The sequence below is a fragment of the Mycolicibacterium sp. XJ879 genome, from assembly GCF_053483935.1.
This window is the reverse complement of record NZ_JBEFTH010000003.1, coordinates 651,081-677,916: the sequence shown is the minus strand read 5'-3', so window position 1 is coordinate 677,916 and position 26,836 is coordinate 651,081. Positions and strand designations below refer to the sequence as shown.

At 68.9% G+C, this 26,836-nt stretch carries 12 protein-coding genes; 5 read left to right on the top strand and 7 right to left on the bottom strand.

The window, feature by feature from the left end; translation table 11 throughout:
• Nucleotides 1–6 precede the first annotated feature (6 nt).
• Together ABQF13_RS10470 and ABQF13_RS10465 are read right to left on the bottom strand one after the other, a co-directional pair.
• Nucleotides 7–4,245 carry a DUF3367 domain-containing protein gene (locus tag ABQF13_RS10470; protein ID WP_448392636.1) on the bottom strand — a complete coding sequence of 1,413 codons (4,239 nt, stop codon included), beginning with the start codon at nucleotides 4,243–4,245 and terminating at the stop codon, nucleotides 7–9.
• On the bottom strand, nucleotides 4,223–4,396 hold the full coding sequence (locus tag ABQF13_RS10465) for a DUF2613 domain-containing protein (protein ID WP_064890250.1): 174 nt from the start codon (nucleotides 4,394–4,396) through the stop codon (nucleotides 4,223–4,225). The genes ABQF13_RS10470 and ABQF13_RS10465 overlap by 23 nt, the downstream gene beginning before the upstream one ends.
• 81 nt (nucleotides 4,397–4,477) lie before the next feature.
• Here ABQF13_RS10465 and ABQF13_RS10460 point away from each other — a divergent pair, with 81 nt between their 5' ends.
• Nucleotides 4,478–5,638: a glycoside hydrolase family 3 N-terminal domain-containing protein gene (locus tag ABQF13_RS10460; RefSeq protein WP_448392635.1), complete on the top strand. Its 1,161-nt coding sequence runs from the start codon at nucleotides 4,478–4,480 to the stop codon at nucleotides 5,636–5,638.
• Between the two features lie 86 nt (nucleotides 5,639–5,724).
• The gene (locus ABQF13_RS10455) at nucleotides 5,725–6,354 is read left to right on the top strand and encodes a TetR/AcrR family transcriptional regulator (protein WP_448392634.1); all 630 of its coding nucleotides are present in this window, start codon (nucleotides 5,725–5,727) and stop codon (nucleotides 6,352–6,354) included.
• A gap of 34 nt (nucleotides 6,355–6,388) precedes the next feature.
• Here the strand turns inward: ABQF13_RS10455 and ABQF13_RS10450 are convergent, their stop codons facing one another.
• Nucleotides 6,389–7,204, bottom strand: coding sequence for a MaoC/PaaZ C-terminal domain-containing protein (locus ABQF13_RS10450; RefSeq protein WP_448392633.1), 816 nt, complete (start codon nucleotides 7,202–7,204; stop codon nucleotides 6,389–6,391).
• Nucleotides 7,205–7,217: 13 nt separating this feature from the next.
• Nucleotides 7,218–8,570 (bottom strand): 3-oxoacyl-ACP reductase, encoded by a 1,353-nt coding sequence (locus ABQF13_RS10445; protein ID WP_448392632.1) that lies wholly within the window; start codon nucleotides 8,568–8,570, stop codon nucleotides 7,218–7,220.
• Between the two features lie 47 nt (nucleotides 8,571–8,617).
• Between ABQF13_RS10445 and ABQF13_RS10440 the strand changes: the two genes are divergently transcribed.
• Together ABQF13_RS10440 and ABQF13_RS10435 are read left to right on the top strand one after the other, a co-directional pair.
• On the top strand, nucleotides 8,618–9,916 hold the full coding sequence (locus ABQF13_RS10440; RefSeq protein ID WP_448392631.1) for an acetyl-CoA C-acetyltransferase: 1,299 nt from the start codon (nucleotides 8,618–8,620) through the stop codon (nucleotides 9,914–9,916).
• Nucleotides 9,917–10,049: 133 nt separating this feature from the next.
• Nucleotides 10,050–10,997 carry a TIGR03564 family F420-dependent LLM class oxidoreductase gene (locus ABQF13_RS10435; protein ID WP_448392630.1) on the top strand — a complete coding sequence of 316 codons (948 nt, stop codon included), beginning with the start codon at nucleotides 10,050–10,052 and terminating at the stop codon, nucleotides 10,995–10,997.
• Between the two features lie 156 nt (nucleotides 10,998–11,153).
• Here the strand turns inward: ABQF13_RS10435 and ABQF13_RS10430 are convergent, their stop codons facing one another.
• Both ABQF13_RS10430 and ABQF13_RS10425 read right to left on the bottom strand, forming a co-directional pair.
• Nucleotides 11,154–12,236, bottom strand: coding sequence for a lytic transglycosylase domain-containing protein (locus ABQF13_RS10430; RefSeq protein WP_448392629.1), 1,083 nt, complete (start codon nucleotides 12,234–12,236; stop codon nucleotides 11,154–11,156).
• A gap of 242 nt (nucleotides 12,237–12,478) precedes the next feature.
• On the bottom strand, nucleotides 12,479–14,314 hold the full coding sequence (locus ABQF13_RS10425) for an acyl-CoA dehydrogenase (protein WP_448392628.1): 1,836 nt from the start codon (nucleotides 14,312–14,314) through the stop codon (nucleotides 12,479–12,481).
• A 238-nt stretch (nucleotides 14,315–14,552) separates the two neighbouring features.
• Between ABQF13_RS10425 and ABQF13_RS10420 the strand changes: the two genes are divergently transcribed.
• Complete coding sequence (locus ABQF13_RS10420) at nucleotides 14,553–15,635, top strand: NAD(P)H-dependent amine dehydrogenase family protein (RefSeq protein ID WP_448392627.1); 1,083 nt, start codon at nucleotides 14,553–14,555, stop codon at nucleotides 15,633–15,635.
• A 1-nt stretch (nucleotide 15,636) separates the two neighbouring features.
• Here ABQF13_RS10420 and ABQF13_RS10415 read toward each other — a convergent pair whose 3' ends face one another.
• Nucleotides 15,637–26,637 carry an SDR family NAD(P)-dependent oxidoreductase gene (locus ABQF13_RS10415; RefSeq protein WP_448392700.1) on the bottom strand — a complete coding sequence of 3,667 codons (11,001 nt, stop codon included), beginning with the start codon at nucleotides 26,635–26,637 and terminating at the stop codon, nucleotides 15,637–15,639.
• Between the last annotated feature and the right edge of the window lie 199 nt (nucleotides 26,638–26,836).

The following is a 26,836-nucleotide window of genomic DNA, read 5'->3' as shown; positions in this document are numbered from 1 at the left end:
CCGATGCTAGGACCTTTCCCGGCCGTTCGGCGCAGTATGGACCGTCGAGGCCGCGACCATCGCCAGCGAGGTGAGCGCCAGGAACTGGACCCCGGCCGAGTGGCCGACGTAGCCGTCGACCGAGCGCCACGGGTTCTGGCTCAGGATCGCCCCCGCCAGAATCAATCCACCAGCCGACACCCCGACTGTGACGCCGGCGCAGAGCTTTTCGCGGTTGCGCAGCACATGCCGGACCAGCAGCGCAGAGCCGACCACCACGACGCCGACCGCCCCGGACACCACCGCGCCGACGCCCAGTACCGCGACGGTGACCACGGCTCGACTCGGTTGCCACACCGGTGCCGGGTCGTCAGGCTCGAGCCGCCTGCGCACCGGCACAAACGCGAGCAGCGCGAGCACGGGCAGCAATGCCAGGCCGCCGATGAGTCCGGCGCGGTAGACGGTGTTGGAGTCGAACGTGAGCGTGACGGTGCCGTGGGTATGCGCGGGCAGCACCCAGCCCTGTTGCCAGCCGTTGACGGTGACCGGGGTCAGCACGGAGCCGTCGGCGCTGCGCGCGGTCCATCCCGGGTTGACGCTTTCGGGCACCACCAGCACTCGCGGCTGCGGCGCCGAGGACACCGTCATCTCGCGGTGATCAGCGTCCCAGATCCCGGTCTGCGCGCGGACGGTGTCGGCTGAACGGATTTTGGCGGCCAGCGGCCCGGCCAGCTGCACACCGTCGACAACGAACGCGTCGCCGGGGCTGATCACTAACTCCTGCTGTCCCGCGGGCAGCTCGATCGGCCCGTCCCCGCAGGGCCGGGCCCGCACCGGCTCACCGTCGAGCAGCGCACCGACCGTGGTGGCGACCGAGGTCTGCACGAACTGTCCGGCCACCCCGATGATCGGCCCACGCCCGCAGGGCAATTCGATGGTGCGGGCCCGGTTGCGCGCGGCGTCGGCCGCGGCGATCGGCATGCCGTCGGTGTCGAGCGCGACGACTTCGGCCAGGCCGGGAGGTTTGAGTTGGTCGAACCCGAGCGCAGTGCGGTCGATGATGTCGTCCCAGTCCAGGATCGACAGCGTCACCGTGTCGGTGACCCGGGGGGTGAGCTGAAGTGTCTGCCCGCCAGCGTCACCGGCCAGGCGCCGCACCTGCGGTCCGTCACCGAGGTCGACGGCCACCAGCGTCGGCGTCGCGGGCAGCACCGACGAACTCGGCGTCACCCGCAGCGCGGCGACCTCGCTGGCCTGCGGCAGTTTCACCGTCAACGTCGGCGCCGTCCGGTGCTGGACGACGCTCTGCGGCGCGGTCCACGCCGTCTCGGGGTCACCGTCGGTGGCGGCGTAGGCCGACCCGAGCACGTCGATCACATCCGAGTCCCCCATGGCGCGCGCGCTGCCGGGCGCACTGATCAAATCCGCCAGGTTGGGGCCCTGCCGGGCGCGCACCCACACCGACGGTGTCACCGAGATCGGTTCGGGCACGGTCAGCGTCCTGCTCATGCTGACCGGCTCCTCCGGCGCCAGCGACATCGTCGCCGCGCACCGCACACCGGTCGGGCTCGGTGCACAGCCCGGCCGGCCCAGCAGCTCTGCACCCAAATCCCATTGGGCCACAGCAGAACCCGCCGGCGGGCCGGGCACGGAAACAGTGCGCCGAAGCGTGACGGGATGGGCGAAGCCGTTGGCGTCGTACTGGGTGACCGCGAAGTCGGTGATGCCGAATTGCACACCGGGTGAACCGTCTTCGGTGCCCACCGCGGTGATCCGCACCCACGGTGACTCGCCGTAGGGCAGCGCCGCGGTCAACGGCTTACCGGGTTCGTCCACGCGCAGGGTGCTGGTGCCGTTGACGGTGGACACCTCGATGCGGTCGACCTGGGCGCCCACAGCCGTGGCGCTCGGGGTGATCGTGATGGTGGCGTTGGTGACCGGATGGTCGAAATCGACCCGTAGCCATTGGCCGATCGCCGCCTGCAGCGCGTTGGACACCCAGGCCGTAGAGGAGTCGGCGTCGACCGCGGAGGCCGGACCGCTTGCGGGTGCGACGTGGGGCAGCGCGGTGGAGTCGGCCGACGAACTCGACACCGAGATCCGTCCGCCGTTCCACTTTCCGTACACGAGGTCGGCGCCGGGGGCGGGGTAGTCGATCACCCGGTTGAAGGTGTGGCGGGCGTCGTCGGGGGTGCGGATCGCCGACGAATGGTCGTCGACGCGGCCGTAGTCGGTTTCGCGGGCCAGCGGCGTGTCGGTCACCGTGACGAGCGGGGCGGGTAGGCCCGCGCGGTCGGCGTCACCGGTCAGCAGCATCGGGCCCAGCGGCGGCTGGTGGAGCAGCCGGCGCCGTTCGTCGAGGCGCAACAGCGCCTCGGGCGCACCGTCGACGCGGGCCATCGCGTCGGCGTCGACGAGGTAGGGCACGACGGGCATGGTGGCCTCGACCCGGTAGATCTGCACGGCCGGATAGCGCGGCCGCAACCCGCTGTCGGTGACGAATCCCGCGAGCGTGCCCGGCCCGACCGGATCGCCGAACTGCGCGACCTTGGTCAGCCCCGGTGAACCCTCCACGGCCCGGTGCACCAACAGCGGGCGCGCCGATCGCGAAGTCTCCGGGTCCAGATCGTTGCGTACCACCACATACGAAATGCCTTGGCGGGCAAGGGTATCCGCGAGGCCCGCCGACGGGCGGCCTGCGGCGAACAGCCGCTGAACGGAGTCCAGCGCCCGGATGGTCTGCGGCGGGGTCAACGGAATCGAATCCCGTACCCCCCAGGCGTTTTCGCCGAGCACCTGCAGCGGTTCGTCGTGGCTGTTACCCCACACCTGGGTGGCGAACGGCGCGCCGGGGGCCACCAGCACCCGGCCTTCGGTGTTGTGTTCGTCGAGCCACGCGGCGGTCTGATGCCAGTACTGCGGGATCGCGTCGAAGGTGCCGGGCGGGGTCAGCCGTCCGGTCCAGGCCAGCGATGTGGCGGCGATCAACGCGGTCAGCACCACGACGCCGACGGCCACCCGTTTGTCCCGCTCGAGATGGGCGAACGCGTCGGTCCACTGCTCGCGCGGTGCGCTGCCGGGCAGCGGGATGCGGCCGAGCAGGTGCGCCAGCCCCAGCGCCAACGGCAGCCGCAGCAGCGGTTCGAGCTTGTGCAGGTTGCGCAGCGGTGTTCCGGCGTCGTCGAGGAAAACTTGAACATAGTGCGCCACCGGCGATCCCAGGCCGCCGGAGTATCCGGCCGCCAGCAGCACGACGCCGATCAGCAGGATGGTGATGAGCCGTCCGCGCGCGGGCATCGACCGCATCGCCAGCCCGGCCAGCCCCGCCGCGGCGACCAACGTCGTCGCCAGCACCGCGACCGAACCGGTCACCAACGACGCACCCGCCGTCGCATTGGGCGCCACGAACGGCGTCCACGCGTCCGTGCCGCGCAGCATCTCCGTCAACGACATCCACCGGGTGGTGACGCCGGAGGACTCGATGTAGTCCAGAAACGGCGGGCTGATGCGGCCCAGCAGCAGCAGCGCCACCACCCACCACGACACCGCCAGCGCGATGCACAGCGTCCACCATCCGGCGAACCGCCACCACAGCCGGTTCGGCCGGTGACAGGCCAGCCAGATCAGCGCCGCCAGGCACGCGGTCAACGTCGCTACGGCGTTGACGGCACCCATCAACGCGATCGCCACCGCCGACTGTGCGGCCAGCACCCGTGTTCGCGGGTCGCCCCTGTGCTTTCCCACCCCTTCGGTCCCGCCCTGCAGCGCCAGGATCACCGGCAACAACACCCACGGCGCCAACATCATGGGCAGGGTCTCCGAGGAGATCGCGCCCAGCGTGGTGAGCACCCGCGGTGACAGCGCGAACGCCGCGGCGGCGATCACCCGCGAGGTGCGGCTGCCGATGCCGAGGGCCTCGGCGACACGCAACAGCCCCCAGCACCCGGCGGCCAGCAGCAGCGCCCACCACAGCCGTTGGATCACCCACCCCGGGATGCCGAGCAGGTCGCCGGCCAAGAAGAACGTGCCGTGCGGAAACAGGTAGCCGTAGGCCTGATTCTGCGCCTGCCCGAACGGCAGCTCGCTGTTCCACAGGTTGAACGCCCGGGCCAGGAACCGCAGCGGGTTGGCGGTCAGGTCCAGCTTGGTGTCGGGCGAGATCTGGCCGGGCGACTGGGCGAACGTCAGGACCAGAGCCGCCGCAGCAGCCACCCACAGCCAACGCCGCCGAAGCGGCGTGACCTCAGCTTCTGTCGCCGTACTCAACCCGGTTGAGCACCGATGACGCCGGATCGCCCGCCTGCAGCGGAGGCTTCGTGTCCTGCTGCACCATCAGCGTCACCCCGAATACGGCAGCCGCGCCGAGCAGCAGGCCGACGACAATACTGGCGCCGGCAGGCACGAGGAACCGATCCATGCGGCCAAAACTAGCACGGGATACGACGTGGCCCCGTCCGCTGCCACGGTCGGCCACCGCAGTCCGCTATCGTCGAGGCCCATGGCCTTGCCCCGCGCGCTGTGCGCTGCTGTGACGATGTCCGGGCTGGTGCTGGCCTGCACGCCCGCCGAGCCGCCCGCGCCGCCGCCGTCGAGCGTGGTGACGCAGCATAGGGGCGACGTTCCCGCCGCACCGGCGCCACCGGCGTGCGGGGATCCGCAGGCGATGCTGGCCGCGATGTCGACGCGCGACAAGCTCGCCCAGCTGCTGATGGTCGGTGTCTCCAATGCGGCCGAGGCCCGCACGGCCGTCAACAATCACCACGTCGGCGGCATCATGATCGGCAGCTGGACCGACCTGTCGATGCTGACCGACGGCGCGCTGGCCGAGATCGCCGCGTCCGCAGGCCCGTTGCCGCTGGCCGTCAGCGTCGACGAGGAAGGCGGCCGGGTGTCGCGGCTGGCGCCGCTGATCGGTACGCAGCCCGCGGCGCGGGTGCTGGCGCAGACGCAGACCCCCGAGCAGGTGTACGACATCGCCCGCCAGCGCGGCCAGGCGATGCGCAACCTGGGCATCACCGTCGACTTCGCGCCGGTGGTCGACGTCTCCGACGCCGCTGACAGCACCGTGATCGGTGACCGGTCCTTCGGCTCGGATCCGGCGACCGTCACCGACTACGCTGGCGCGTACGCGCGGGGTCTGCGCGACGCCGGTGTCCTGCCGGTGCTCAAGCACTTCCCCGGCCACGGCCGCGGCTCCGGCGACTCGCACACCGGCAGCGTCACCTCACCGCCGATCACCGAACTGCAGAGCGTCGACTTGGTGCCGTACCGCACGTTGACCGGCCAGGCTCCCGTCGGCGTCATGATCGGTCACCTGCAGGTTCCCGGGCTGACCGGCAGTGACCCGGCCAGCCTGAGCCCGGCCGTCTACGGGATGCTGCGCTCCGGTGAGTACGGCGGCCCGCCGTTCAACGGGCCGGTCTATACCGACGACCTGTCGGGGATGCAGGCGATTTCCGACCAGTTCGGGGTGGCCGAGGCGGTGCTGCGCGGGCTGCAGGCCGGTGCCGACACCGCGCTGTGGGTGAGCAGCGCCGAGGTGCCTGCCGTGTTGGACCGGCTGGAGAAGGCGCTGGAGGCGGGCGAGCTGACCATGGGCAACGTCGACGCCTCGGTGCTGCGGATCGCCGGGGTCAAGGGCCCGAATCCGCGCTGCTAGTTCCCGCCCACCGCCCGCTGCTAGTTCCCCGCTGCTAGTTCCCCGCTGCTGACCCCTTCTCGGCGGCCGTTGCTTACTCTTGACTAATGGCCGGAGGCACCAAACGTCTACCTCGCGCGGTGCGCGAGCAGCAGATGCTGGATGCCGCCGTGCAGATTTTCTCGGTGAACGGCTACCACGAGACCTCGATGGACGCCATCGCCGCCGAGGCGCAGATCTCCAAACCGATGCTGTACCTGTACTACGGCTCCAAGGAGGAGCTGTTCGGCGCGTGCCTGGACCGTGAGCTGTCCCGGTTCGTCGACGAGGTCCGCAGCCAGATCGACTTCACGCAGAGCCCTAAGGACATGCTGCGCAACGCCGTGCTGGCGTTTTTGACCTACATCGACACCAACCGAGCGTCGTGGATGGTGCTCTACAACCAGGCGACCAGCAGCCAGGCGTTCGCCCACACCGTGCGTGAGGGCCGCGAACGCATCATCGACCTCGTCGGGCGGCTGCTCACCTCGGGCACCCGCAACCCGGAGCCCGACACCGACTTCGACATGATGGCCGTCGCGCTGGTGGGCGCCGGCGAGGCGGTGGCCAGCCGGGTCAGCACCGGCGACGCCGACGTCGACGAGGCCGCCGACATGATGATCAACCTGTTCTGGCGCGGCCTGAAGGGCACGCCGTCCGACCACCCCATCGAGACTGTGGTCAGATCGCAGAACTGAGCCGAATCGCGATCTGTACGCAGGCTCGACCCACCTACAGCGACCTGACCGTGCCCGTCAGATGCAGGTCGCCCTTCTTCAAGTGCCGCAACGTCAGATCCCACCCGTCGGACACCCGGTCCACGTAGAGCCCGGCGCTGGCGGGCAGCACCACCGGCTTCGCGAACTTCACCGAGTACTTCACCGCATCCGGCAGCTGGCCCTCGATGTTGGCCAGAACCGCTGCCGCGGTGAACATTCCGTGCGCGATCACCGTCGGGAAGCCGAACAGCTTGGCCGCGACCGCGTTGGTGTGAATCGGGTTGTGATCGCCACCGACCGACGCATACTGCCGGATCTCGCTGGGCGTGATGCGCAGCATCGCATTCGGCGGACCCAGCTTCGGCTGCTTCTGCGGCGGCGGCTTGGGTTCATCGGACAGGCTGGTGCGCTGCTGATGCAGAAACGTCGTCACCTGATGCCACGCCTGCTCGTTGCCGACATTCACATCGGTGATGATGTCGACCAGCAGCCCGCGCCGGTGCTCACGCATGTTCTCGGCATGCACCCGCGCCGACACCGTATCGGTGACCTTGATCGGCCGGTATTGCGTGATGTGGTTCTCGATATGCACCGAACCCATTGCCGCAAACGGGAAGTCGAAGCCGGTGATCAATTCCATCACGGTCGGGAACGTCAGCGCGAACGGGTACGTCAGCGGCACCGTGTCACCGAACTGCAAGCCGGTGACGTTCGCGTACGCCGCGACGTTCGCGGCGTCGATGTCCACGTCCTCGACCGTCAGCGTCCGGTCCGGCAGCTTGTCATCGCGCGGGATGAACGGCAGGGCGCCGACGACCGCGCGCAGCATGTTGTTCACCTGATCAAGCCCCCAGCCATGCTTGTCCGCACACCCGAACCGTATTGCCGGTGACGGCATTTGACGCCGGACTCGCGAAATACGCGATGGTCTCGGCGACGTCGACCGGCTTGCCGCCCTGATATAGCGAGTTCAGCCGGCGACCCACCTCGCGGGTGGCCACCGGGATCGCCTCGGTCATCTTGGTCTCGATGAAGCCCGGCGCGACGGCGTTGACCGTGACGGCCTTGTCCGCGTACGCCTCGGCCAGCGCGTCGGTCAGCCCGATCATGCCCGCCTTGGTGGCCGCGTAGTTGGTCTGGCCGCGGTTGCCTGCGATACCGGCCATCGACGAGAGGCCGACGACACGGCCGCCGTCGCCGATCGCCCCGTTGCCCACCAGGCCTTCGGTAAGTCGAAGCGGCGCAAGCAGGTTCACCGCGACGACGGAGTCCCAGCGGCTCTCGTCCATGTTGGCCAACAGCTTGTCGCGGGTGATACCGGCGTTGTTGACCAGGATGTCGGCGCGGCCGTCATAGTTGTCCCGCAGGTGCTCGGTGATCTTGTCGACGGCGTCGTCGGCGGTGACGTCCAGCGTCAGCGCAGTGCCGCCCACCTTCGTCGCGGTCATCCCGAGCGGCTCGTGCGCACCTTCTACATCGATGCACACCACCCGCGCGCCGTCGCGGGAAAACACCTCGGCGATCGTCGCACCGATGCCGCGCGCCGCCCCGGTGACGATCGCGACCTTGCCGTCCAGCGGCTTGTCCCAGTCCTCGGGCCGCGACGAGTCCGCCGCGCCCACGGAGAACACCTGTCCGCCGACGTAGGCCGACTTGCCCGACAGCAGGAACCGCATCGTCGACTCCAGGCCAGTGGCGGCCGGTTTCGCCTCGGCCGACAGATACACCAGGTTCGTCGTCGCGCCGCGACGCAACTCCTTACCGAGCGAGCGGGTGAACCCCTCCAGCGCACGCTGCGCGATGCGCTCATGGGGGCTGCCGGCCTCCTCGGGCGTCGTGCCCACGACGACGACGCGCCCCGACGGCCCGAGGTTGCGCAGCACCGGGGTGAAGAACTCGTAGAGCTGCCTCAACCCGGCCGGGTCGGTGATGCCGGTGGCGTCGAAAACCAGCCCGCCGAACGAGTCGGCCCACCGGCCGCCGAGGTTGTTCGACACCACCTCGTAGTCCTCGGCCAGCGCGGTGCGCAGGGGTTCGACGACCCGGCCCTCCCCGCCGATGAGCAGCGTGCCCGCCAGCGGCGGCTCACCCGGCTGGTAGCGGCGCAACGTCTCGGGTTGCGGGATGCCGAGCTGCTTGGCGAGGAACGATCCGGGCGTCGAATGGACGATTTGCGAATACAGATCGGTAGCCATGTGAACGAACTTACTCCAGAGTAAGAAGGGTGGGTACTATGGGTTTCATGGCTAGTGATACCCACCGACGGGTCGCCATCCTCGGCGGCAACCGAATTCCCTTCGCCCGCTCGGATGGCGCCTATGCAAACGCCTCCAACCAGGACATGTTCACCGCTGCGCTGGGTGGGCTGATCGACCGGTTCAACCTCGACGGCGAGAGACTCGGGGCCGTGATCGGCGGCGCCGTGCTCAAGCACAGCAGCGACTTCAACCTGATGCGTGAATGCGTGTTGGGCAGCGCGCTGTCGTCGTACACCCCGGCGTTCGACCTGCAGCAGGCGTGCGGCACCGGGCTGCAGGCCGCGATCTCGGCGGCCGACGGCATCGCGGCCGGGCGCTACGACGTCGCCGCGGCCGGCGGGGTGGACACCACCTCCGACGCCCCGATCGCGTTCGGCAACGACCTGCGCCGCGTGCTGCTGGGGCTGCGCCGGTCCAAGTCCAACCTCGAGCGGCTCAAGCTGGTCGGCAAGCTGCCCGCAGCGATCGGCGTGGAAATCCCCGTCAACAGCGAACCCCGCACCGGCATGTCGATGGGTGAGCACGCCGCCGTCACCGCCAAGGAGATGGGCATCAAGCGCACCGATCAGGACGAGCTCGCCGCGGCCAGCCACCGCAACATGGCCGCCGCCTACGACCGCGGCTTCTTCGACGACCTCGTCACCCCGTTCCTCGGGCTGTACCGCGACAACAACCTCAGGGCCGATTCCTCTGCAGAAAAGTTGGCGAAGCTCCGACCCGTGTTCGGCGCCAAACAAGGTGACGCGACGATGACCGCGGGCAACTCGACGCCGCTGACCGACGGCGCCTCAGTCGCGCTGCTCGCGACCCCGGAGTGGGCCGCCGAACGCGGCATCGAACCGATGGCCTACTGGGTCGACGCGGAGACCGCGGCGGTCGACTACGTCAACGGCCGCGACGGCCTGTTGATGGCGCCGACGTATGCGGTGCCGCGGCTGTTGGCCCGCAACAATCTGGCGCTGCAGGATTTCGACTTCTACGAGATCCACGAGGCGTTCGCGTCGGTGGTGCTCGCGCACCTGCAGGCGTGGGAGTCCGACGAGTACTGCAAGGAGCGGCTGGGCCTGGACAAGGCGCTGGGCAGCATCGACCGCTCCAAGCTGAACGTCAACGGCTCCTCGATCGCCGCGGGACACCCGTTCGCGGCCACCGGCGGGCGCATCGTGGCGCAGATGGCCAAGCAGCTCAGCGAGAAGAAGAAGGAGACCGGGCAGCCCGTGCGCGGCCTGATCTCGATCTGCGCTGCCGGTGGGCAGGGCGTCACCGCCATCCTCGAGGCGTAGAAATTCTTTTCGCGGGGCTGTAACGGTCCGCCTGCGCCGGTCGATAGTCCTGGTAGCTCCGTATTGCCGTCTGACCCCCCGACCCGATGGCAATACGGGGCTCTTAACTTTTCTGCCGTGCTTCGATGGTGGGATGCAGACCAGCGTCGCTCTCACCGGACTCCTCCAGCCCGACGCCGGCGACCGCTCGCCGGGCCGCTCCCTGGCTGACGCCACCGTGGCGCGGCTGGCGTCGCTGCGCGACGACGGGTTCCGTCGGGTGTGGATGGCGCAGCTGCCGTATGACCCTGATCTGCTGACCGTGCTGGCGGTCGCGTTCCGCGAGATAGACACGCTCGAGATCGCCTCCGGTGTCATCCCGATCCAGATCCAGCACCCCACCCAGTTGGCGCAGCGGGCGCTGACGCTGAACACCATCGCCGACGGCCGCTTTCTACTCGGCATCGGGCTGAGCCACCGCATGGTGACCGAAGGGGTGTGGGGCATCTCGTATGACCGGCCGGTGCGCCAGATGCGGGAGTACCTCGACGCGCTGCTGCCGCTGTTGTCCGGTGCGCCCGCCGACGCGACCGGCGAGTTCTGGACGACGCGCGGCTCGCTGCAGGTGCCCGGTGCGCCGACGCCCGATGTCTATCTGGCTGCGCTCGGCCCGCAGATGCTGCGCCTGGCGGGGCGGCGCAGCGCGGGGACGATGACGTGGATGACTGGGCCCAAGACGCTGGCCGGCCACATCGTGCCGACGTTGCGCACGGCGGCCGTAGAAGCCGGTCGCGACGAGTCGTCGGTGCGGGTGGTCGCATCGCTGCCCGTCGCCGTCACCGACGCCGTCGACGCGGTGCGGGGGCGTGCTGCCGAGGAGTTCGCGATCTACGGCCAGCTGCCGTCGTATCGGGCGATGCTCGACCGGGAGGGATACGCCGGGCCCGAGGACGCGGCCATCATCGGCGATGAGAAAACAGTGTCCGACCGCCTCGCTGAACTGGGCTCATCCGGCGTCGACGAGTTCGTCGCCGGCATCTTCGACACCGACCCCGAAGCCCGGGCGCGCACCCGCGCGCTGCTGCGGTCGATCGACTCCTGAAGTCCCGAAAAAGCCTCTGGTGTGACGCCGGACACCGGCGTACGATCGGTCGCACGACGGGTTCGGGAGTGACTGATCCGAAGAGCCGGCAAGGGTTGAAAGCCGGTCGCGCGAGACTAAACGCGGCGCACCTGAGTGTCCTCCCGAACCCGCCCTTTATTCGGTGCCGCGCGCTCCGCCGGTGCGGCCGTTGCCGATCTTGACCCGCGGCGAGCTGTTGCCGGTGTCGGTGCCCGTTGCGCGACTGCCGCTGCTGCTGCCGCTACCGCCGCTGCTGCCGGTGCGAACACCGCTGGATCCGCCGGCGGAGACCGAGCCCGCCGAGGACGAACCCGATTGCCCGGTCGGCGAGCCGGAGCGGGTGCTGCCGGCGTTGCGTTCGGCCCAGGTTTGAGTGGACGGCTGCTCCGGCACGGATTGCGTGGTGCCAGAACCGCTTTCGGCTGGGCCGGTGTTGGTTGGGCGGGCCACCGCGCGGGTGCTGCCGACCGGCCGTGTCGGCCCGGTGATCGGCGGCAGGTACCCCGGCGGGGTTCCGGCGGCGTATGCCTCGCTCCACCCCAGCACGTTGAGGGTGTAGGGCATCGAGTTGTTGTACCGCAACACCGCGGTGATCAGCTGGGACCGATCGCGAAGGTCGAGTCCTCCGCTGCACAGGTAGCGCGCCGCGGCCAGGGTGGCGTCGAAGAGGTTCTGCGAGTCGGCGTGCCCGTCGCCGTTCCCGTCAGCGCCGAACAGCGCCCAGGTGCTGGGCAGGAACTGCATGGGGCCCATTGCCCTGGCGTACACCGTGCGACCGCTATTGCGGGCCGCCACGATGATCTCGTTGCCGGGCAGCGAGCCATCGAGTGTCGGGCCGAAGATCGGCTCTACGGCCGTGCCACGGTGATCGGCCTTGCCGCCGAACGCGTGCCGCGATTCGATCTGCCCGATGCCGGCCAGCAGGTTCCAGCTGAGGCCGCAGCCCGGTTCGGCGCGCGCCATCAGGCCGTCGGCGTTGCGGTACGCGGTCAGTGCGATCGCGGGGATGTGCACGGCGCCCGGTGCGTTGAGGGCGGCGGGCGGCGGCGGCCCGACCACCTCCGACACGGGCGACGGGCTGGTGGGACGCGCCGCCGCCAACGGGCCGGCGGGAAAAACCGGCTGCGGCGCGACGGCAGCCAACGGGCGGATATCCGGCTCGTCGTGCACCGCCACGATCAGGCTCGGCGCGGTGGCGACCGCGCTGGTCACGACCATCCGAGCGATCACGCTCGCCCCAGCGGCCGGGCCGCGCACGGCTCGGCTGAGCCGGCGACGAATCAACTCCATGGTCGTACGGGCCCGGGCGTTGCCCCCTATCTGCACTGGCCTCGTCCTCGTCGTTGCGTTGTCGGACCCATCATAGGGTCCGGTGAGCCACCCGCCCGGTGCCCCGTGCAACGCAAATGGCCCCCGGGAAGAGACCGGGGGCCATTTGGTGCGAGACGACCAGGAAGGCTTTAGAAGGCCGCCTCGTCGAGTTCCATCACATCGTTGTCGAGGTTCTCGATGATGTGGCGGGTGCTGGTCAGCATCGGCAGGTAGTTCTTCGCGAAGAACGACGCCACCGCGACCTTGCCCTCGTAGAAGGCGCGATCATCGCCCTCGGCGCCGGCGTCGAGCTTGTCGATCGCCACCGCCGCGTGCTGCTGCAGCAGCCAACCGATGACCAGGTCGCCGACGCTCATCAGGAAGCGCACCGAGCCCAGGCCGACCTTGTACAGCTCGGCCGGGTTCTCCTGCGCCGACATCAGATAACCGGTCAGCGAGGCGGCCATGGCCTGGACGTCCTCGAGCGCGGTCGCCAGCAGCTTGCGCTCGGCCTTCAACCGCCCGTTGCCGGATTCGTTCTTGACGAACTGCTCGATCTGCCCGGACACATGCGACAGCGCCACACCCTTGTCGCGGACGATCTTGCGGAAGAAGAAGTCCTGCGCCTGGATGGCCGTGGTGCCCTCGTACAGCGAGTCGATCTTGGCGTCACGGATGTACTGCTCGATCGGGTAGTCCTGCAGGAAGCCCGAACCGCCCAGTGTCTGCAGGCTCTCGGTCAGCTTGGCGTAGGCCTGCTCGGAGCCGACACCCTTGACGATCGGCAGCATCAGGTCGTTGACCCGCACCGCCAGGTCGGCGTCGACGTCATGTAGCGCCTTGGCCACCGCCGAGTCCTGATACGTGGCGGTGTAGAGGTACAGCGCGCGCAGACCCTCGGCGTAGGCCTTCTGGGTCATCAGCGACCGCCGCACGTCCGGGTGGTGCGTGATGGTCACCCGCGGTGCGGTCTTGTCGGTCATCTGGGTCATGTCGGCGCCCTGCACCCGCTCCTTGGCGTACTCGAGCGCGTTGAGGTAACCGGTCGACAACGTGGCAATCGCCTTGGTGCCGACCATCATCCGGGCCTGCTCGATGACCTCGAACATCTGCGCGATGCCCTCGTGCACCTCGCCGACCAGCCAGCCCTTGGCGGGCACGTCGTGCTGGCCGAACGCCAACTCACAGGTGGCCGAAACCTTCAGGCCCATCTTGTGCTCGACGTTGGTGACGAAGACACCGTTGCGCTCACCGAGCTCACCGGTCTCCGGGTCGAAGTGGAACTTGGGTACGAAGAACAGCGACAGGCCCTTGGTGCCCGGGCCTGCGCCCTCGGGGCGGGCCAGCACCAGGTGCATGATGTTCTCGAACAGATCATCGGAGTCGGCGGACGTGATAAACCGCTTCACCCCGTCGATGTGCCACGAGCCGTCGGGCTGCTCGACCGCCTTGGTGCGGCCCGCGCCCACGTCGGAGCCGGCGTCCGGCTCGGTGAGCACCATGGTGGCGCCCCAGTTGTGCTCGGCGGCCATCTTGGCCCACTTTTTCTGCTCTTCGGTGCCCAGGTTGTAGAAGATCTGGGCCATGCCCGGACCCATCGCGTACATGTACGCGGCGGGGTTGGCGCCGAGGATGTGCTCGATCAGCGCCCACTGCAGCGCGCGAGGCATCGGCATACCGCCGAGCTCCTCGTCGATGCCGGCCTTGTCCCAGCCGGCCTCGAACAGCGCGCGCATCGACTTCTTGAACGACTCCGGCAGCGTCACCGAATGGGTCTCCGGGTCGAACACCGGCGGATTGCGGTCCGCGTCGGCGAACGACTCCGCGATCGGGCCTTCGGCCAACCGCGCCACCTCAGCCAGCATCTCGCGGGCGGTGTCGAGGTCCAGGTCGGCGTAGTCGCCTTCGCCGAACGCCTTGTCGACGCCATATACCTCGAACAGGTTGAACACCTGGTCGCGAACGTTGCTCTTATAGTGGCTCACGGTTCCTCCTCATCGAGACGGCCACTTGCGGTTGGGTACTTAGTCCTAAGTTACCCACCAGTAACTGGCCCAAACTATACCGTTCAGTAACTTCAACACAAAGCAGGTGTGAGCTATTTCAATCTGCTAGCCATCCGGCCCAGGCCGCACGGTGCCAAAGTGCCAGTTGACACGTGTATGACCTGGGGTTTCCGAGTTCTGTGACGATGATCACCGACACGCCCGCTAGGGTGTCCGGGTGCAGCGGGTGGCGGTGTGGGGAACGGGCAACATGGGGTCGGCGGCCATCAGGTCGACGGTGGCGTTTCCGGGGTTGCAGTTGTGCGGGGTCATCACCTCGTCGCCGGACAAAGCCGGCCGGGACGCGGCGAGCTTTGCCGGGTTGGATCGCCCGACGGGCGTCACCGCCACCACCGACGTCGATGCGGCGCTGGCCGGCTGCGACGCCGTGGCCTATATGGCCTCCGGCGACATCCGCGCCGACGACGCCGTCGCCGACATCGAGCGCTGCCTGCGTGCGGGCAAGCACGTGGTGACGCCGTCGTTGTACTCCCTCTACGACCCGCGTTCGGCGCCGCCGGACTGGGTCGAGCGGATGACCAGGGCCGCCACGGACGGCGGGTCCACGCTGTTGGTCAGCGGCGTGGACCCCGGCTGGGGTAACGACGCCCTCGCCGTCCTGGCCGCCGGGCTGTGCACACGCATCCGGACCATCCGCTGCCAGGAGATCTTCGACTACTCGACATATGATCAGCCGCACGCGGTGAAGGTGCTCTGTGGTTTCGGCGGCCCGATGGAGGAGACGCCGATGATGCTGCTGCCGTCCATCCCAACGATGGTGTGGGGCGGCAACCTCCGGCTGATCGGACGGGGTCTCGGGCTGCAGATCGACGAGATCGCCGAGGACATTCAGCGCCGGCCGCTGGAATCGTCCGTCGACACCGTGATGGGCCGGTTCGAGAAGGGCACCCAGGGCGCGTTCTGGCTCAAGGTGATCGGCAAGGCCGACGGGCGCGAACGCATCGTCATCGACCACATCACCCGCATCCATCCCTCGTGCGCACCGGACTGGCCCCAACCCGACGAGGGCGCAGGCGATCACCGCGTGATCATCGACGGCGACCCGCAGTTGACCATCGTGAGCCGCGCCGACGTGCCGGGCGGAACCCGCGCCGACGGCGGCAACACCACCGCGGCCAACCGCCTGCTCGGCGCGCTGAACTGGCTGGCTGACCAGAAACCCGGTATCTACGACGGCCTCGACGTGCCGATGCAGTCGGCGCTGCCACCGGAGGTGGAAGCGCAGCGCTGGGCTGACTGAGTCACTGCGCGGCTGGCGACTGCTTTCCATCGGGCATCTGGCCCACCAGATACTCGGCGAGCGACCCGATCGTCGGATAGTCGAAGACCGCGGTCACGTCGATCGTGAACGCATCGCCGAACTGGCTGTGCAGCCGGTTGCGGAGTTCGATCGCCATCAGGGAGTCGGTGCCGAGGTCGAGGAACCGGCTGGTCGCCGCTGGTGGTTGCGCCAGACGCAGGAAGGTCTGCACCTCGCGTTGGAGGAACTCGGTGACGAAACCGGCCCGCTGAGGCGCGGGGATCTCGATCAGTTGCGCAAGCATCTCGCTGTCGCCGTCGGCGTCCCCGCCCGCGCGCGGCAACACCAGGTCCAGAATCGGTGGCCGCGAGGCACCCAGCATCTTCGCCGCGCGCTGCCAGTTGGCGTTGATGACCGCCGCCTGCCCGGTACCGTTCGCGACGACCTCGGCCATCGCCCGCAGCGCGGACGAAGGCTCCAACGGAACCAGTCCCTGGGCTCTGATGTTGGCGCCGGCCGCATCCGATGACGCCATCCCGCCCTGCGCCCACGGGCCGAAGTTGATACCGGTGGCCGGCAGGCCCTGCGACCTTCGCTGCGCGACCAGACCGTCGAGGAACCCGTTGGCCGTGGCATAGTTGGCCTGACCGGGCGAACCGAACAGGCTGGACACCGACGACGACACGATGAAGAAGTCGAGGTCGTCGTCCCTGGTCAAGCGGTCCAGATGGCGGGCGCCGAAGGCCTTGGGCGCCAACGTCATCCGGAATCGCTCGACGCTCTGCGCCGACAGCAGCCCGTCATCGAGCACACCCGCCAGGTGGGCCACCCCCGCGAGCGGCGGCAACTCCGCGCGGATCCTTTCGAGCAGTTCGGCCGCCTCGGATTCGTCGCTGACGTCTGCTGATCTGACGTGGATGCGGCACTTGTGCCGTTCGCTGATCGCGTCGATCGCCTGTTGGGTCTGGGTGTCGGGTTCGCGCCTACTGGTCAACACGATGTCGCCGGCACCGAGTTGGGCGAGGTGGGTGGCCGTGTGCAGACCGATCGAGCCCAGCCCGCCGGTGATCAGATAGGTGCGGTCCACACGCGGCTGCAACGGAGCGGGTATCTGCAGCACGATCTTGCCGATGTGGCGTGCCTGCTGCATACGGCGAAACGCGGCCCTGGCCTCCGTCAGCGGGTAGACCTCGGCGGGCAGTGGCGCCCACTCGCCCTTGCCCAGCCCCTCCGAGATCTCGCCGAGCAGGCCGTGGATGCGCACCGGGTCGTCAAACGTCACGGTGTCCAGCGCGACGATCTCGTAGGCGATATCGGGTCGGATGGCCGCCATCTGCTCCGGTGTCCAGATGTCGCGTTTGGCGATCTCGGCGAAGCGACCGTTCTGTGCGGTGGCCCGCACGGTGGCCTCGATAAACCCTTCGTTGGTCAGGCTGTTGAGCACCACGTCGACGCCCGCGCCTTCGGTGTCGGCCAGGATCTGGTCGGCGAAATCCGTAGTCCGCGAGTCGTATACGTATGCCACACCCATCTTGCGCAGCGTCGCGCGCTTGAAGGTGCTTGCGGTCGCGAAGACCGTGGCGCCGTGCTGGCGGGCCATCTGGATGGCGGCCATGCCGACACCGCCGCTGGCGGCGTGGATGAGCACCCGGTCGCCGGGCCGCAACTGCGCCCAGTCGAACGCCAGGCGCGCCGTCAACGCCGCAGCCGGGACGGTCGCGGCCGCCACGGCGCCCACGCCCTCGGGTGTCGGCGCGAGCAACTGCGCGGGCACGTTGAACCGGCTGCAGAACGCCCCCTGCATGGCGCCGAACACCCGCTGGCCCACCTCGAGTCCCTCGACGTTGTCACCCAATTGGGTGACAACGCCGGCGAAGTCGCCGCCGATCGGACCCGGGTCGCCCGGATACAGCCCGAGCACGTTGAGCACGTCGCGGAAGTTCAGGCCCGCAGCCTCCACCCGAACCTGGACGCAGCCGGGCTCCGGCGGCGGCACATCCGTCTCGGTCAGCCGCAAGTTGTCGATCGCACCGCGTTCGGTGGGCGCCAGCACGTAATCGGTGGAGCGCGGCACCGTGAGATGCCCGCCCCGCGCCCACGGCAACAACCGCGACGCCAGCAGCTTTCCTTGGCGCACAGCCAGTTCCGGCTCGTCGACCGGCGCCGCGATCAGGTCGGCGAGCACCTGCACCGCCTCCGGTGATCCGTCGCAGTCGACGAGCCTGCACCGCAGTGCCGGTTCCTCGTTGATGGCCGTGCGCCCGAAACCCCACATCGCGGCCTGGACCGGGTCGACCGGCTCACCTGAGTCGGTGGCCACCGCCTGCTCGGTGACGATCCACAGCCCGCCAGGCAGTTTCACCTCTCTCTGCTGCACCGTGTGCACGACGTCGAGGAGGTTGGCGATCTCGTTCTCGATCCGCGCGGCGGCATCGATGCTCGACTCGTCGGCCCCCTGTGCGGCGCAGCGCCAGACGACCCCGGAGAACGCCTCACCTCGCGCATGCGCCTGGGTCAGCAGCTGTCCCAAGGGCTGCTGATCGGTGTCGCGGTCCAACGGCACGCAGCCAGGCAGCAGGGTGGCCAGTTGGTCCATCCCGGCCACCAGCCACGTTCCGTTCACCGCTGCGCGTTCCGGCGCCGGGACCTCGTGCCAGCCGAGGGTGTACAGCGTCCGGGTGGCATCGCCGCCCAGCCCGCGCAGCAACACTTCCCGGGGTGCGCGTTTGACGGTGAAGTCGCGGATTCCGCCCAGCCGGCGGCCTTCTCGATCCAAGAAATCCAAATCGAAGATCTGGGTTTCGGCATCGACTGCGCTGGTATGCCACTTCGTGTGGCAGTAGAACCGGCGGGGCATCTTCTCCTGCACGGTCAGCTGCCCGTAACGCAGCGGCAGGAGCAGATCGTCGACGCCCTGTTCCATCGCCTCCCGGGTCGGGAACGCCGGGAAGGTGATTCCGGTGCACAGGTCCAATAACACTGGGTGCATGGGCTCGGTGCCCAGATGCTCGGCCAGTTCCTCGCCGACGAGGATGTCGCCGAGCGCCTCAGCCTCGCCGACCCACAGCGACTTCAGCGACCCCGACCAGGTCGGGCCCCACTCCAACTCCGCGTCGGCAACCAGTTCGAACAACTCCTGCGGACGCGAACGCGTGCACCGCTCGATGATGTCCTCGATCGACTCCTCGTACGACGCCGGATCGTCGGCGATGCCGGCGTCGTCGCGGGTGACGGTGCCGTCGGCGTTCAGCGACCAGTCGCCGCCGCGTTCCCCGTACGGGCGGCTGTGGATCTGGAACTTCCACGCGCCACCGTTCTCGCCCGCGTTATCCAACGGATGCAACGTGAGTTGCACCTCACGAGAGCTCTTCTCGGGCAGGATGATCGGCTCGTAGAAGAAGATGTTCTGCACCCGCGCGGGTGGGCCCGCCGCGGCCAGCGCCATCGTCGCGTACGTCGCGCCGGGTACGACGACCGTGCCGTAGATGACGTGGTCGGCGACCCACGGCAGGGATTTCACCGACAGCCTGCTGGTGTAGACGGTGTCCCCAGATGCGAGTTCCTTTGCGCTACCGAGTATCCCCGAAACCGGGGCGCCGTCGACGGCGATGCTGGTGGTCTGCGGCCAGAAGCGGCGACGCTGGAACGGGTAGGTCGGCAGCTCCAGCCGCCGACGTCGCCGCCGGTGCAGCGCCGCGAAATCGGGCAGGTGCCCACCGACGTAGGCCGAGGCCAACGCGTCGGCGATCTGGCGCCGGTCACCGACACCCTTACGCAGCGACGCGATCGCCCTGGGCGCCGGCACATGTTCGGGCCAGACCTGTACCGCCACACCGGTCAACACCGGTTGCGGCCCGATCTCCATCAGGACCGAGCACCCCAGCGCCGCCACGGTGCGCACGCTCTCGGCGAACTGCACGGGCTGGCGTGAATGCCGCCGCCAGTACGACGCGTCGAGCGGGGTCTGCGCCGTGAGCACCGTGCCGGTGCGGTTGCACACCAGCGGCAGGGTCGGCGTGGCGAACGTGAATTGCCCGGCATAGCTCTCGAATTCGTCGAGTATGGGATCGAGCAGTTCGGAGTGGAAGGCGTGGCTGGTCTCCAGCCAGGTGCAGCGGATCCCGTCGTCGGCGAACCTGGCGACGATCTGCTCGAGATCTTCGCCCGGGCCAGACAACACGGTGTTGGGTCCGTTGTAGGCGCCGACCGACACCCGGCCGAACTCGGCGGCGACTTCCTCGATGTGCTTGGCGTCGGTGAATACCGCCACCATGCGCCCACCTTCGGGCAGGCTGCCGAACATTCGGCCGCGTTCGGCCATCAGTCGTGCGCCGTCTTCGAGGCTGAACACCCCGGCCACGCACGCCGCCGCGTACTGGCCCACGCTGTGCCCCAACACCACGTCGGGTTCGATGCCCCACGACTGCCACAGCCGGGCCAACCCCATCTCGAGGGCGAACAACGCCGGCTGCGCATACGACGTGTGCCGCAACCGCTCGGTGGACTTGCCGGCGGTCTCCCGGTCGGTGGCGAACAGTACCTCGAGCAACGGCTGCGGCAGGATGTCCTTGACGGCTTCCGCGCACCGTGTCACCGTCTCGGCGAAAACGGGCTCGGCATCGAACAATTCGCGCGCCATCCCGGGATACTGACTGCCCTGCCCGGTGAACAGCCACGCGGTCGTCGGCGGGTGGGTGTGCTCGCCGCGCACCACACCGGGGCGGGTGCGGTTCTCGGTGACGTCGGCCAGACACTGACGCACGGCGTCGACGGAATCGACCACCAGCGCGGCGCGGTGCTCGAAATGCGAACGGCCGGTTCCCGCGGTCTGGCACACGTCGGCGAGGTCGAGGTCGGCGTGGGTGCTCAACCACCCCTCATAGCGTCGTGCCAACTCCACCAACGCTTCCGGCGACCGGGCCGACAGCGGAAGCACGTGCACGGACCTCTCGTCCCCAGCCTCGAGTTCGGCGGCGGGCTCGGACGGCGCCTCCTCGATCAACACGTGTGCGTTGGTGCCGGTGAACCCGAACGAGCTCACCCCGGCGCGGCGGATTCGCCCGTTGGTCTGCCACGGCAGCGCCTCGTCGACGACGCGCACCGGCAGCGCATCCCACGGGATGTGCGGCGACGGCTCGTCGAAGTGCAGGCTCTGCGGCAGCAGCCCGTGCTGAAGGGACAACACCACCTTGATCAAACCCGCGGCCCCGGAGGCCGATTCGAGGTGACCGATGTTCGTTTTCACCGATCCCATCAGCAACGGCCGGTCCGCATCGCGCGAGGCGCCGTAGGCGGCCGCGGCGGCCTGCACCTCGATCGGATCACCCAGTGGCGTACCCGTGCCGTGCGCCTCGAGGTAGTCGATGTCACCGCCGGACAACCCGGCCCGGTTCAGCGTCGACTCGATAAGCCGTTGCTGCGCACCGCCGTTGGGCACCGTCAAACCGCTCGATGCGCCGTCCTGGTTGACCGAGCTACCCACGATGACGGCCGAGATCCGGTCGCCGTCGCGCACTGCGTCGCTCAACCGCTTGAGCACCAGAACCCCGCAGCCCTCGCTGCGCACGTATCCATCGGCGGAGGCGTCGAACGTCTTGCATCGTCCGGCGGGGGAGAGCATCCGGGCCCGTGACGCGGCGACGGTGGTCACCGGGCTCAGCAAGACGTTCACCCCGCCGGCCAGCGCCAGATCGCAGTCACCTGACTGCAGCGCCTGGCGTGCCTGATGAACAGCCACCAGCGCCGAACTGCATGCGGTGTCGACGGCGACCGCGGGCCCCTCGAGACCCAGCGCGAACGCGACCCGCCCGGACACGGCGTTGAGGGCGTTGCCGGTGATGAAGTGCGGTTCGATCTTGTCGATCGACTCGGTGGACAGCAGATGCGCGTATTCGTTGGCCGCGACCCCGGTGAAGACCCCGGTTCGGCTGCCCCGCAAGGCTGATGGTGCGTATCCGGCTCTCTCTAAACCCTCCCACACCGTTTCGAGCATCAGCCGCTGCTGCGGTTCGATCCAGACCGCCTCGCGCGGGGAGATCCCGAAGAACTCGGGATCGAACTCGTCGATTGCGTCGAGGAAACCACCGCAGCGGGTGTAGGTCTTACCCCGGGCGTCGGGGTCGGCGTCGTAGAACTCGTCGATGTCGAATCGGTCCTCGGGAACCTCCCGGATCGCGTCGACCCCGCCGGAAAGCAGTTCCCAGAACGCTTCCGGATCGGATGCGCCGGGGAAGCGGCACGACACCGCGATGATCGTGACCGGTTCGTCGGTACGCGTCGGCGCCACAGCGACGGGTCGACGCTCGATGTCGACGGGCGCCTGCTCGGCCAGCTCGAGCACCTCACCGAGCAGGTAGTCGGCCGCGTCCGACAGCCGGGGATGATCCATCACCAGCGTGACGGGTATCTCCTTGCCCGTCGCTGTTTCGAGGCGGCGCCGAAGCTCGACGGCCATCAGCGAGTCCATGCCGAGGTCGAAGAACCCGGTGTCCTCGCGGATCTGGGCGGCCTCCACCCGGGTCACCTCGGCGACAGCGTCGCGCAGGTAGTTGGTGACCAGCCGCTTGCGCTGCTGCACCGGTGCGTTGATAAGCCGCTCGACCAGCTGCGTCTTGCCGGACGGCGCCACCTCTGCGGCCGCGGCCTGGCTGGGCACCTCACGCTCCAGCTCGGCGAGGAACGCACGCCTGCCCGCCTGCTGATACAGCGGAAGGAAGCGTGCCCAGTCGATCCGGGCCACCACCGCCTGGACCGGACCGTCGGACGTCGAGATGACGTCGGCCAGGCCGGTCAGCGCGTCGGCGGGTGACATCGTTTTGACGCCGCGTTCGTCAAGGCGCGCACGGGACTCCGCATCGGCCATGCCCGCGGACCACGGACCGAAGTTGACGCTGATCCCGGTGACGCCCTGCTCGCGCAGTCGCCACGCCAGCCCGTCGAGGAACGCGTTCGCCGCACCGTAAGCGGTCTGACCGAACCCACCCCACACCGAGGCGATCGAGGACGTGCTGATGAAGAAGTCGAGCTGCAGGTCCAGTGCGGCCTCGCTCAGATACCAGGCGCCCCAGACCTTTCCGGCGAACACCCGGTCGACTTCGGCGTCGTCCAGGTCGCTCAGCCGGGTCGTGCTGACCTCGCCGGCGGCGTGCACGATACCGGCCAGCGGGGGCAGTTCGGCAGCCACGCGGTCCAACAGCCGCGCGACATCGTGGGCGTCGGCGACGTCGGCGGCGATGATGCGGAACTCGCAGCCGTGCTGTTCGGTCAGCGCGTCGATGCGCTGCCGGGCGGCCTCGCTGGGCGCCCGTCGGCCGGTCAGCACCAGTTGCTTGGCGCCGTGCTCGGCTAGGTAGCCCGCGATCTCCAAACCCAGGGACCCGAGCCCGCCGGTCACCAGATACGTTGCGTCAGCACGTATTTGCAAGGGCTCCGTGCTTGGCGGCGAGGTGCGCCGGACCAGGCGCGGGACGAAGAGGGCCCGGTCGCGGAGCGCGACCTGGTCTTCGACGACCCCGGAGTCGCGCGGGGTGGCGATCCGGTCGATGAGCCGCGACCATTCCCCGCCGGTCGACTCGGACAGGTCGGCGAGCCCGCCCCACACCTGCGGCAGCTCCAACGATGCGGCCCGGCCGAAGCCCCACAGGCAACTCTGATCCGGTGCGACGGTGTCGGCATCGGTGACGCGCTGTGCGCCGCGGGTCACCACCCAGATCGGCACCCGAAGCTCCGCGGCGCCGGCAGCACGGAAGAGCCGGCGTGTTCCGCCGAGCACCCGGTGCTGGATCCGCAGCAGCGAGCGCATCGACGCCGAGGGCCGACGGGCCGGGTCCGTGTCGAGGGCAGCGACGTGCACGATCCGCAGCTCGGTTTGGGCCGCGGCGCGCAGCATGTCGGTGAACTGTGTCTCGTCGGCGTCGCAGGTCGGCAGGCCGACGATCTCATACCGGTGACCCCGTGCGCTCAACTCGTCCACCAGCGGTGTGACGGCGGGGGTGGGGTCACCGACGAGGATCCAGGTGGGCCCCTCGCCGGTATCGGCTTGCGGGCTTCCCACAGGTGGGGCGGGAACCTCTTCCCAGCGGATCTCGTAGCGGTCGTCTGCGATGGTCTGCGTCGACAGCTGCCGGTTGTGCTGTGCGGCGAAGCTGGCCAGCACGTCGCGGGTCTGCTGATCGGCACCGGAGCCGTCGAGGAGGGCCGCCAGTTCCTCGATGCGGCCGTCCTCCAGAAGACCCAAAGCCTCCGTGCGCGCGGCGGAATGCCTCGGCGCGTCGACCTCCAAGCGGTCGTCGGTCTGGCGCTCCGGCCGGTTGTCCAGGAACCAGTACTGCCGGTGTTCGAACGGATAGGTCGGAAGATCGACCTTGCGCGCGGGCCCCGGCCCGACCGCGGTGAACTCCGGATGGTGTCCGAGGACGTAGGCGTCGGCGAGGGCTTCGGTGATCTGCCGGTGGTCGGCGGTGTTTTGGCGCAGCGAGGCGATCGCGCGTGGCGCGGTGGCGGGCTCGGGCCAGGCGCCCATGGCCGCGGCGGTCAGCACCGGCCGCGGGCCGATCTCGAGTAACAGCTTGCAGTTCATCTCGGCGAGGGTGCGCACGCTCTTGGCGAACTCCACCGGTTGCCGCGCGTGGCGGCGCCAGTAGGCGCCGTCGAGTCGCACGCTCTGGCCGAGTGCGGTCCCGGTGCGGTTGTCGATCAGAATGCGTTGCGGCACACCAAATTCGAACCGGTTCGCACAAGCTTCGAACTCGTCGAGGATCGGGTCGAGCAGCGCGGAGTGGAACGCGTGGCTGGTGTCGAGCCAGTCGCACCGGGTCCCGTCGGATTCCAGCGTGGCGACAGCCTTCTCCAAATCGGCCGCCGGCCCGGACAATACGGTGTTGGTGCCGTTGTAGGCGGCGACCGACAGGGTCGGGTACTCGTCAGCCAGGTTATCGACGCGCTGGGCCGCGGTGAAGATCGCCGCCATTCGCCCGCCCGCAGGCAAGCTGGCGAAGAGCCGGCCCCGTTCGGCCATCAGCAGCGCGCCGTCCTCGAGGCTGCAGATTTCGGCGACGCAGGCCGCCGCGTACTGGCCGACGCTGTGGCCGAGCACCACATCGGGTTCAAAGCCCCACGACTGCCACAGCCGGGCCAGACCCATTTCCACCGCGAACAGGGCCGGTTGCGCATATGAGGTCTGCCGAAGCGTCTGTTCGCAGTCGGGGCTGTCCACGTCGAAGATCACGTCAAGCAACGGCTTTTCAACGACGTCGGCGACCGCGGCCGCGCAGCGCATCAGCGTCTCGGCGAACACCGGCTCGGTGTCGAACAGCTCCCGCGCCATACCCGGGTACTGGCTGCCTTGTCCGGTGAACAGCCACGCCGTCTTCGGTGCGGCCTGCGTTTCGCCGCGCACCAGGCCGGGTGCCGGGCGGTCGTCGGCGAGCGCGCCGAGCAGTTCGATGGCCGACTCCCGCGAGTTGACCACCAGCGCGGCCCGGTGCTCCAGATGCGCGCGCGCCACCCCGGCGGTGAAGCACACGTCGGCCAAGGTGGCGTCGGTGTTCTTCGTCAGCCAGCCGCGGTACTGATCAGCCAACTGCACCAGCGCGGTGGGTGTGCGCGCCGACAGGGGCAGCAGCGCAAACCGTGCAGGGTCGACGGGTTCGACGACGAGGCCGGGCGCGGCAGTGTCGGCTATGGCCGGGGCCTCTTCGAGGATCACGTGCGCGTTGGTGCCGGCGAACCCGAACGAGCTGACCCCCGCGATACGGGCACGCCCGTTGCTTTCCCACGGGACGGTCTCCTTGACCACCTCGATGGGCAGCCGATCCCACGGGATGTGCGGTGACGGGTTCTCGAAGTTGAGATGTTTGGGCAGCGTCTTGTGCTCGAGCGCCAGGATGACCTTGATGACGCCCGCGATGCCCGCGGCCGCTTCCAGGTGCCCGATGTTCGTCTTCGCCGACCCGATCAACAGTGGATCGTCGGCGTTGCGTCCGACGCCGAGCACCTCGCCGGCGGCCTGGGCCTCGATCGGGTCGCCCAGCGATGTTCCGGTGCCGTGCGCCTCGAGGTATCCGACGGCGCTGGGGTCGAGGCCGGCCCGCTTGAGCGCATCGGCGATAACCCGTTTCTGGGCAACGCCGTTCGGCACCGTCAACCCGCCCGACGCGCCGTCCTGGTTGATTGCGCTGCCGCGGATCACGGCGCGGATCGGATCGCCGTCGCGGATCGCGTCCTCGAGACGCTTGAGGACGACGACGCCGCACCCCTCGCCGCGCACGTAGCCGTCCGCGGCCGCGTCGAACGTCTTGCAACGGCCGTCGGGTGCGAGCATGCGGGCTTGTGAAAAGGTGACCATGGTGGCCGGGGAGAGCAGCACGTTGGTACCACCGGCCAGCGCGACGCCGCATTCGTCCAGGCGTAGCGCTTGGCACGCCTGATGGATCGCCACCAGCGACGAACTGCAGGCCGTGTCGACGGCGACCGACGGGCCCTGCAGGCCCAACCGGTAGCTGATCCGGCCGGCCGCCGCGGCGTTCGAGGTGCCGATGGCCATGTAGGCCTCGATCTCGGGATAGTTCAGCTCGTCGGAAACCATGCCCAGGTAGTCGTGGGTGGAGATCCCGACGAACACGCCGGCGGTGGTTTCGGCCAAGGCGCTGGGCGCAATGCCGGCATGCTCCACCGCGCGCCACGCCGTCTCCAGCAGCAGCCGGTGCTGAGGGTCCACCAGCCGCGCCTCACGGGTGGAGATCCCGAAGAACGGCGCGTCGAACCCCGTGGAGTCGTCGAGAAAACCGGCCCGACGGGTCACGATCTTGCCGGGCGCTCCCGGTTCCGGATCGAAGAAATCGTCGACGTTCCAGCGGTCCTCGGGCACCTCCGATATCGCGTCGCGGCCCTCGCGTAGCAGGTCCCAGAAGTCGTCGACGTCCTGGGCGCCTGGAAACCGCGCTGCGTAGCCGACTATTGCGATGCGAGCAGTCGGCTCGTTGAGATGTCCCGCGGATACCATGCCGTTGTTGTCCTCCCTTGACATCGGCGGCCAGAACACGCCCCCTGGCAAAGTGTCGTGCCCGTCAATTGAGCGTGGCCCCCCGGCAGACTATGGCATGTCGGCGCGCGGCATGGTTGGATCCGCTAACGACTGGGATTCGGACGGTGCGGCGGGCCTGCAGACGTATGTTGGTGCGGCAACGACTCGATGCCGGATC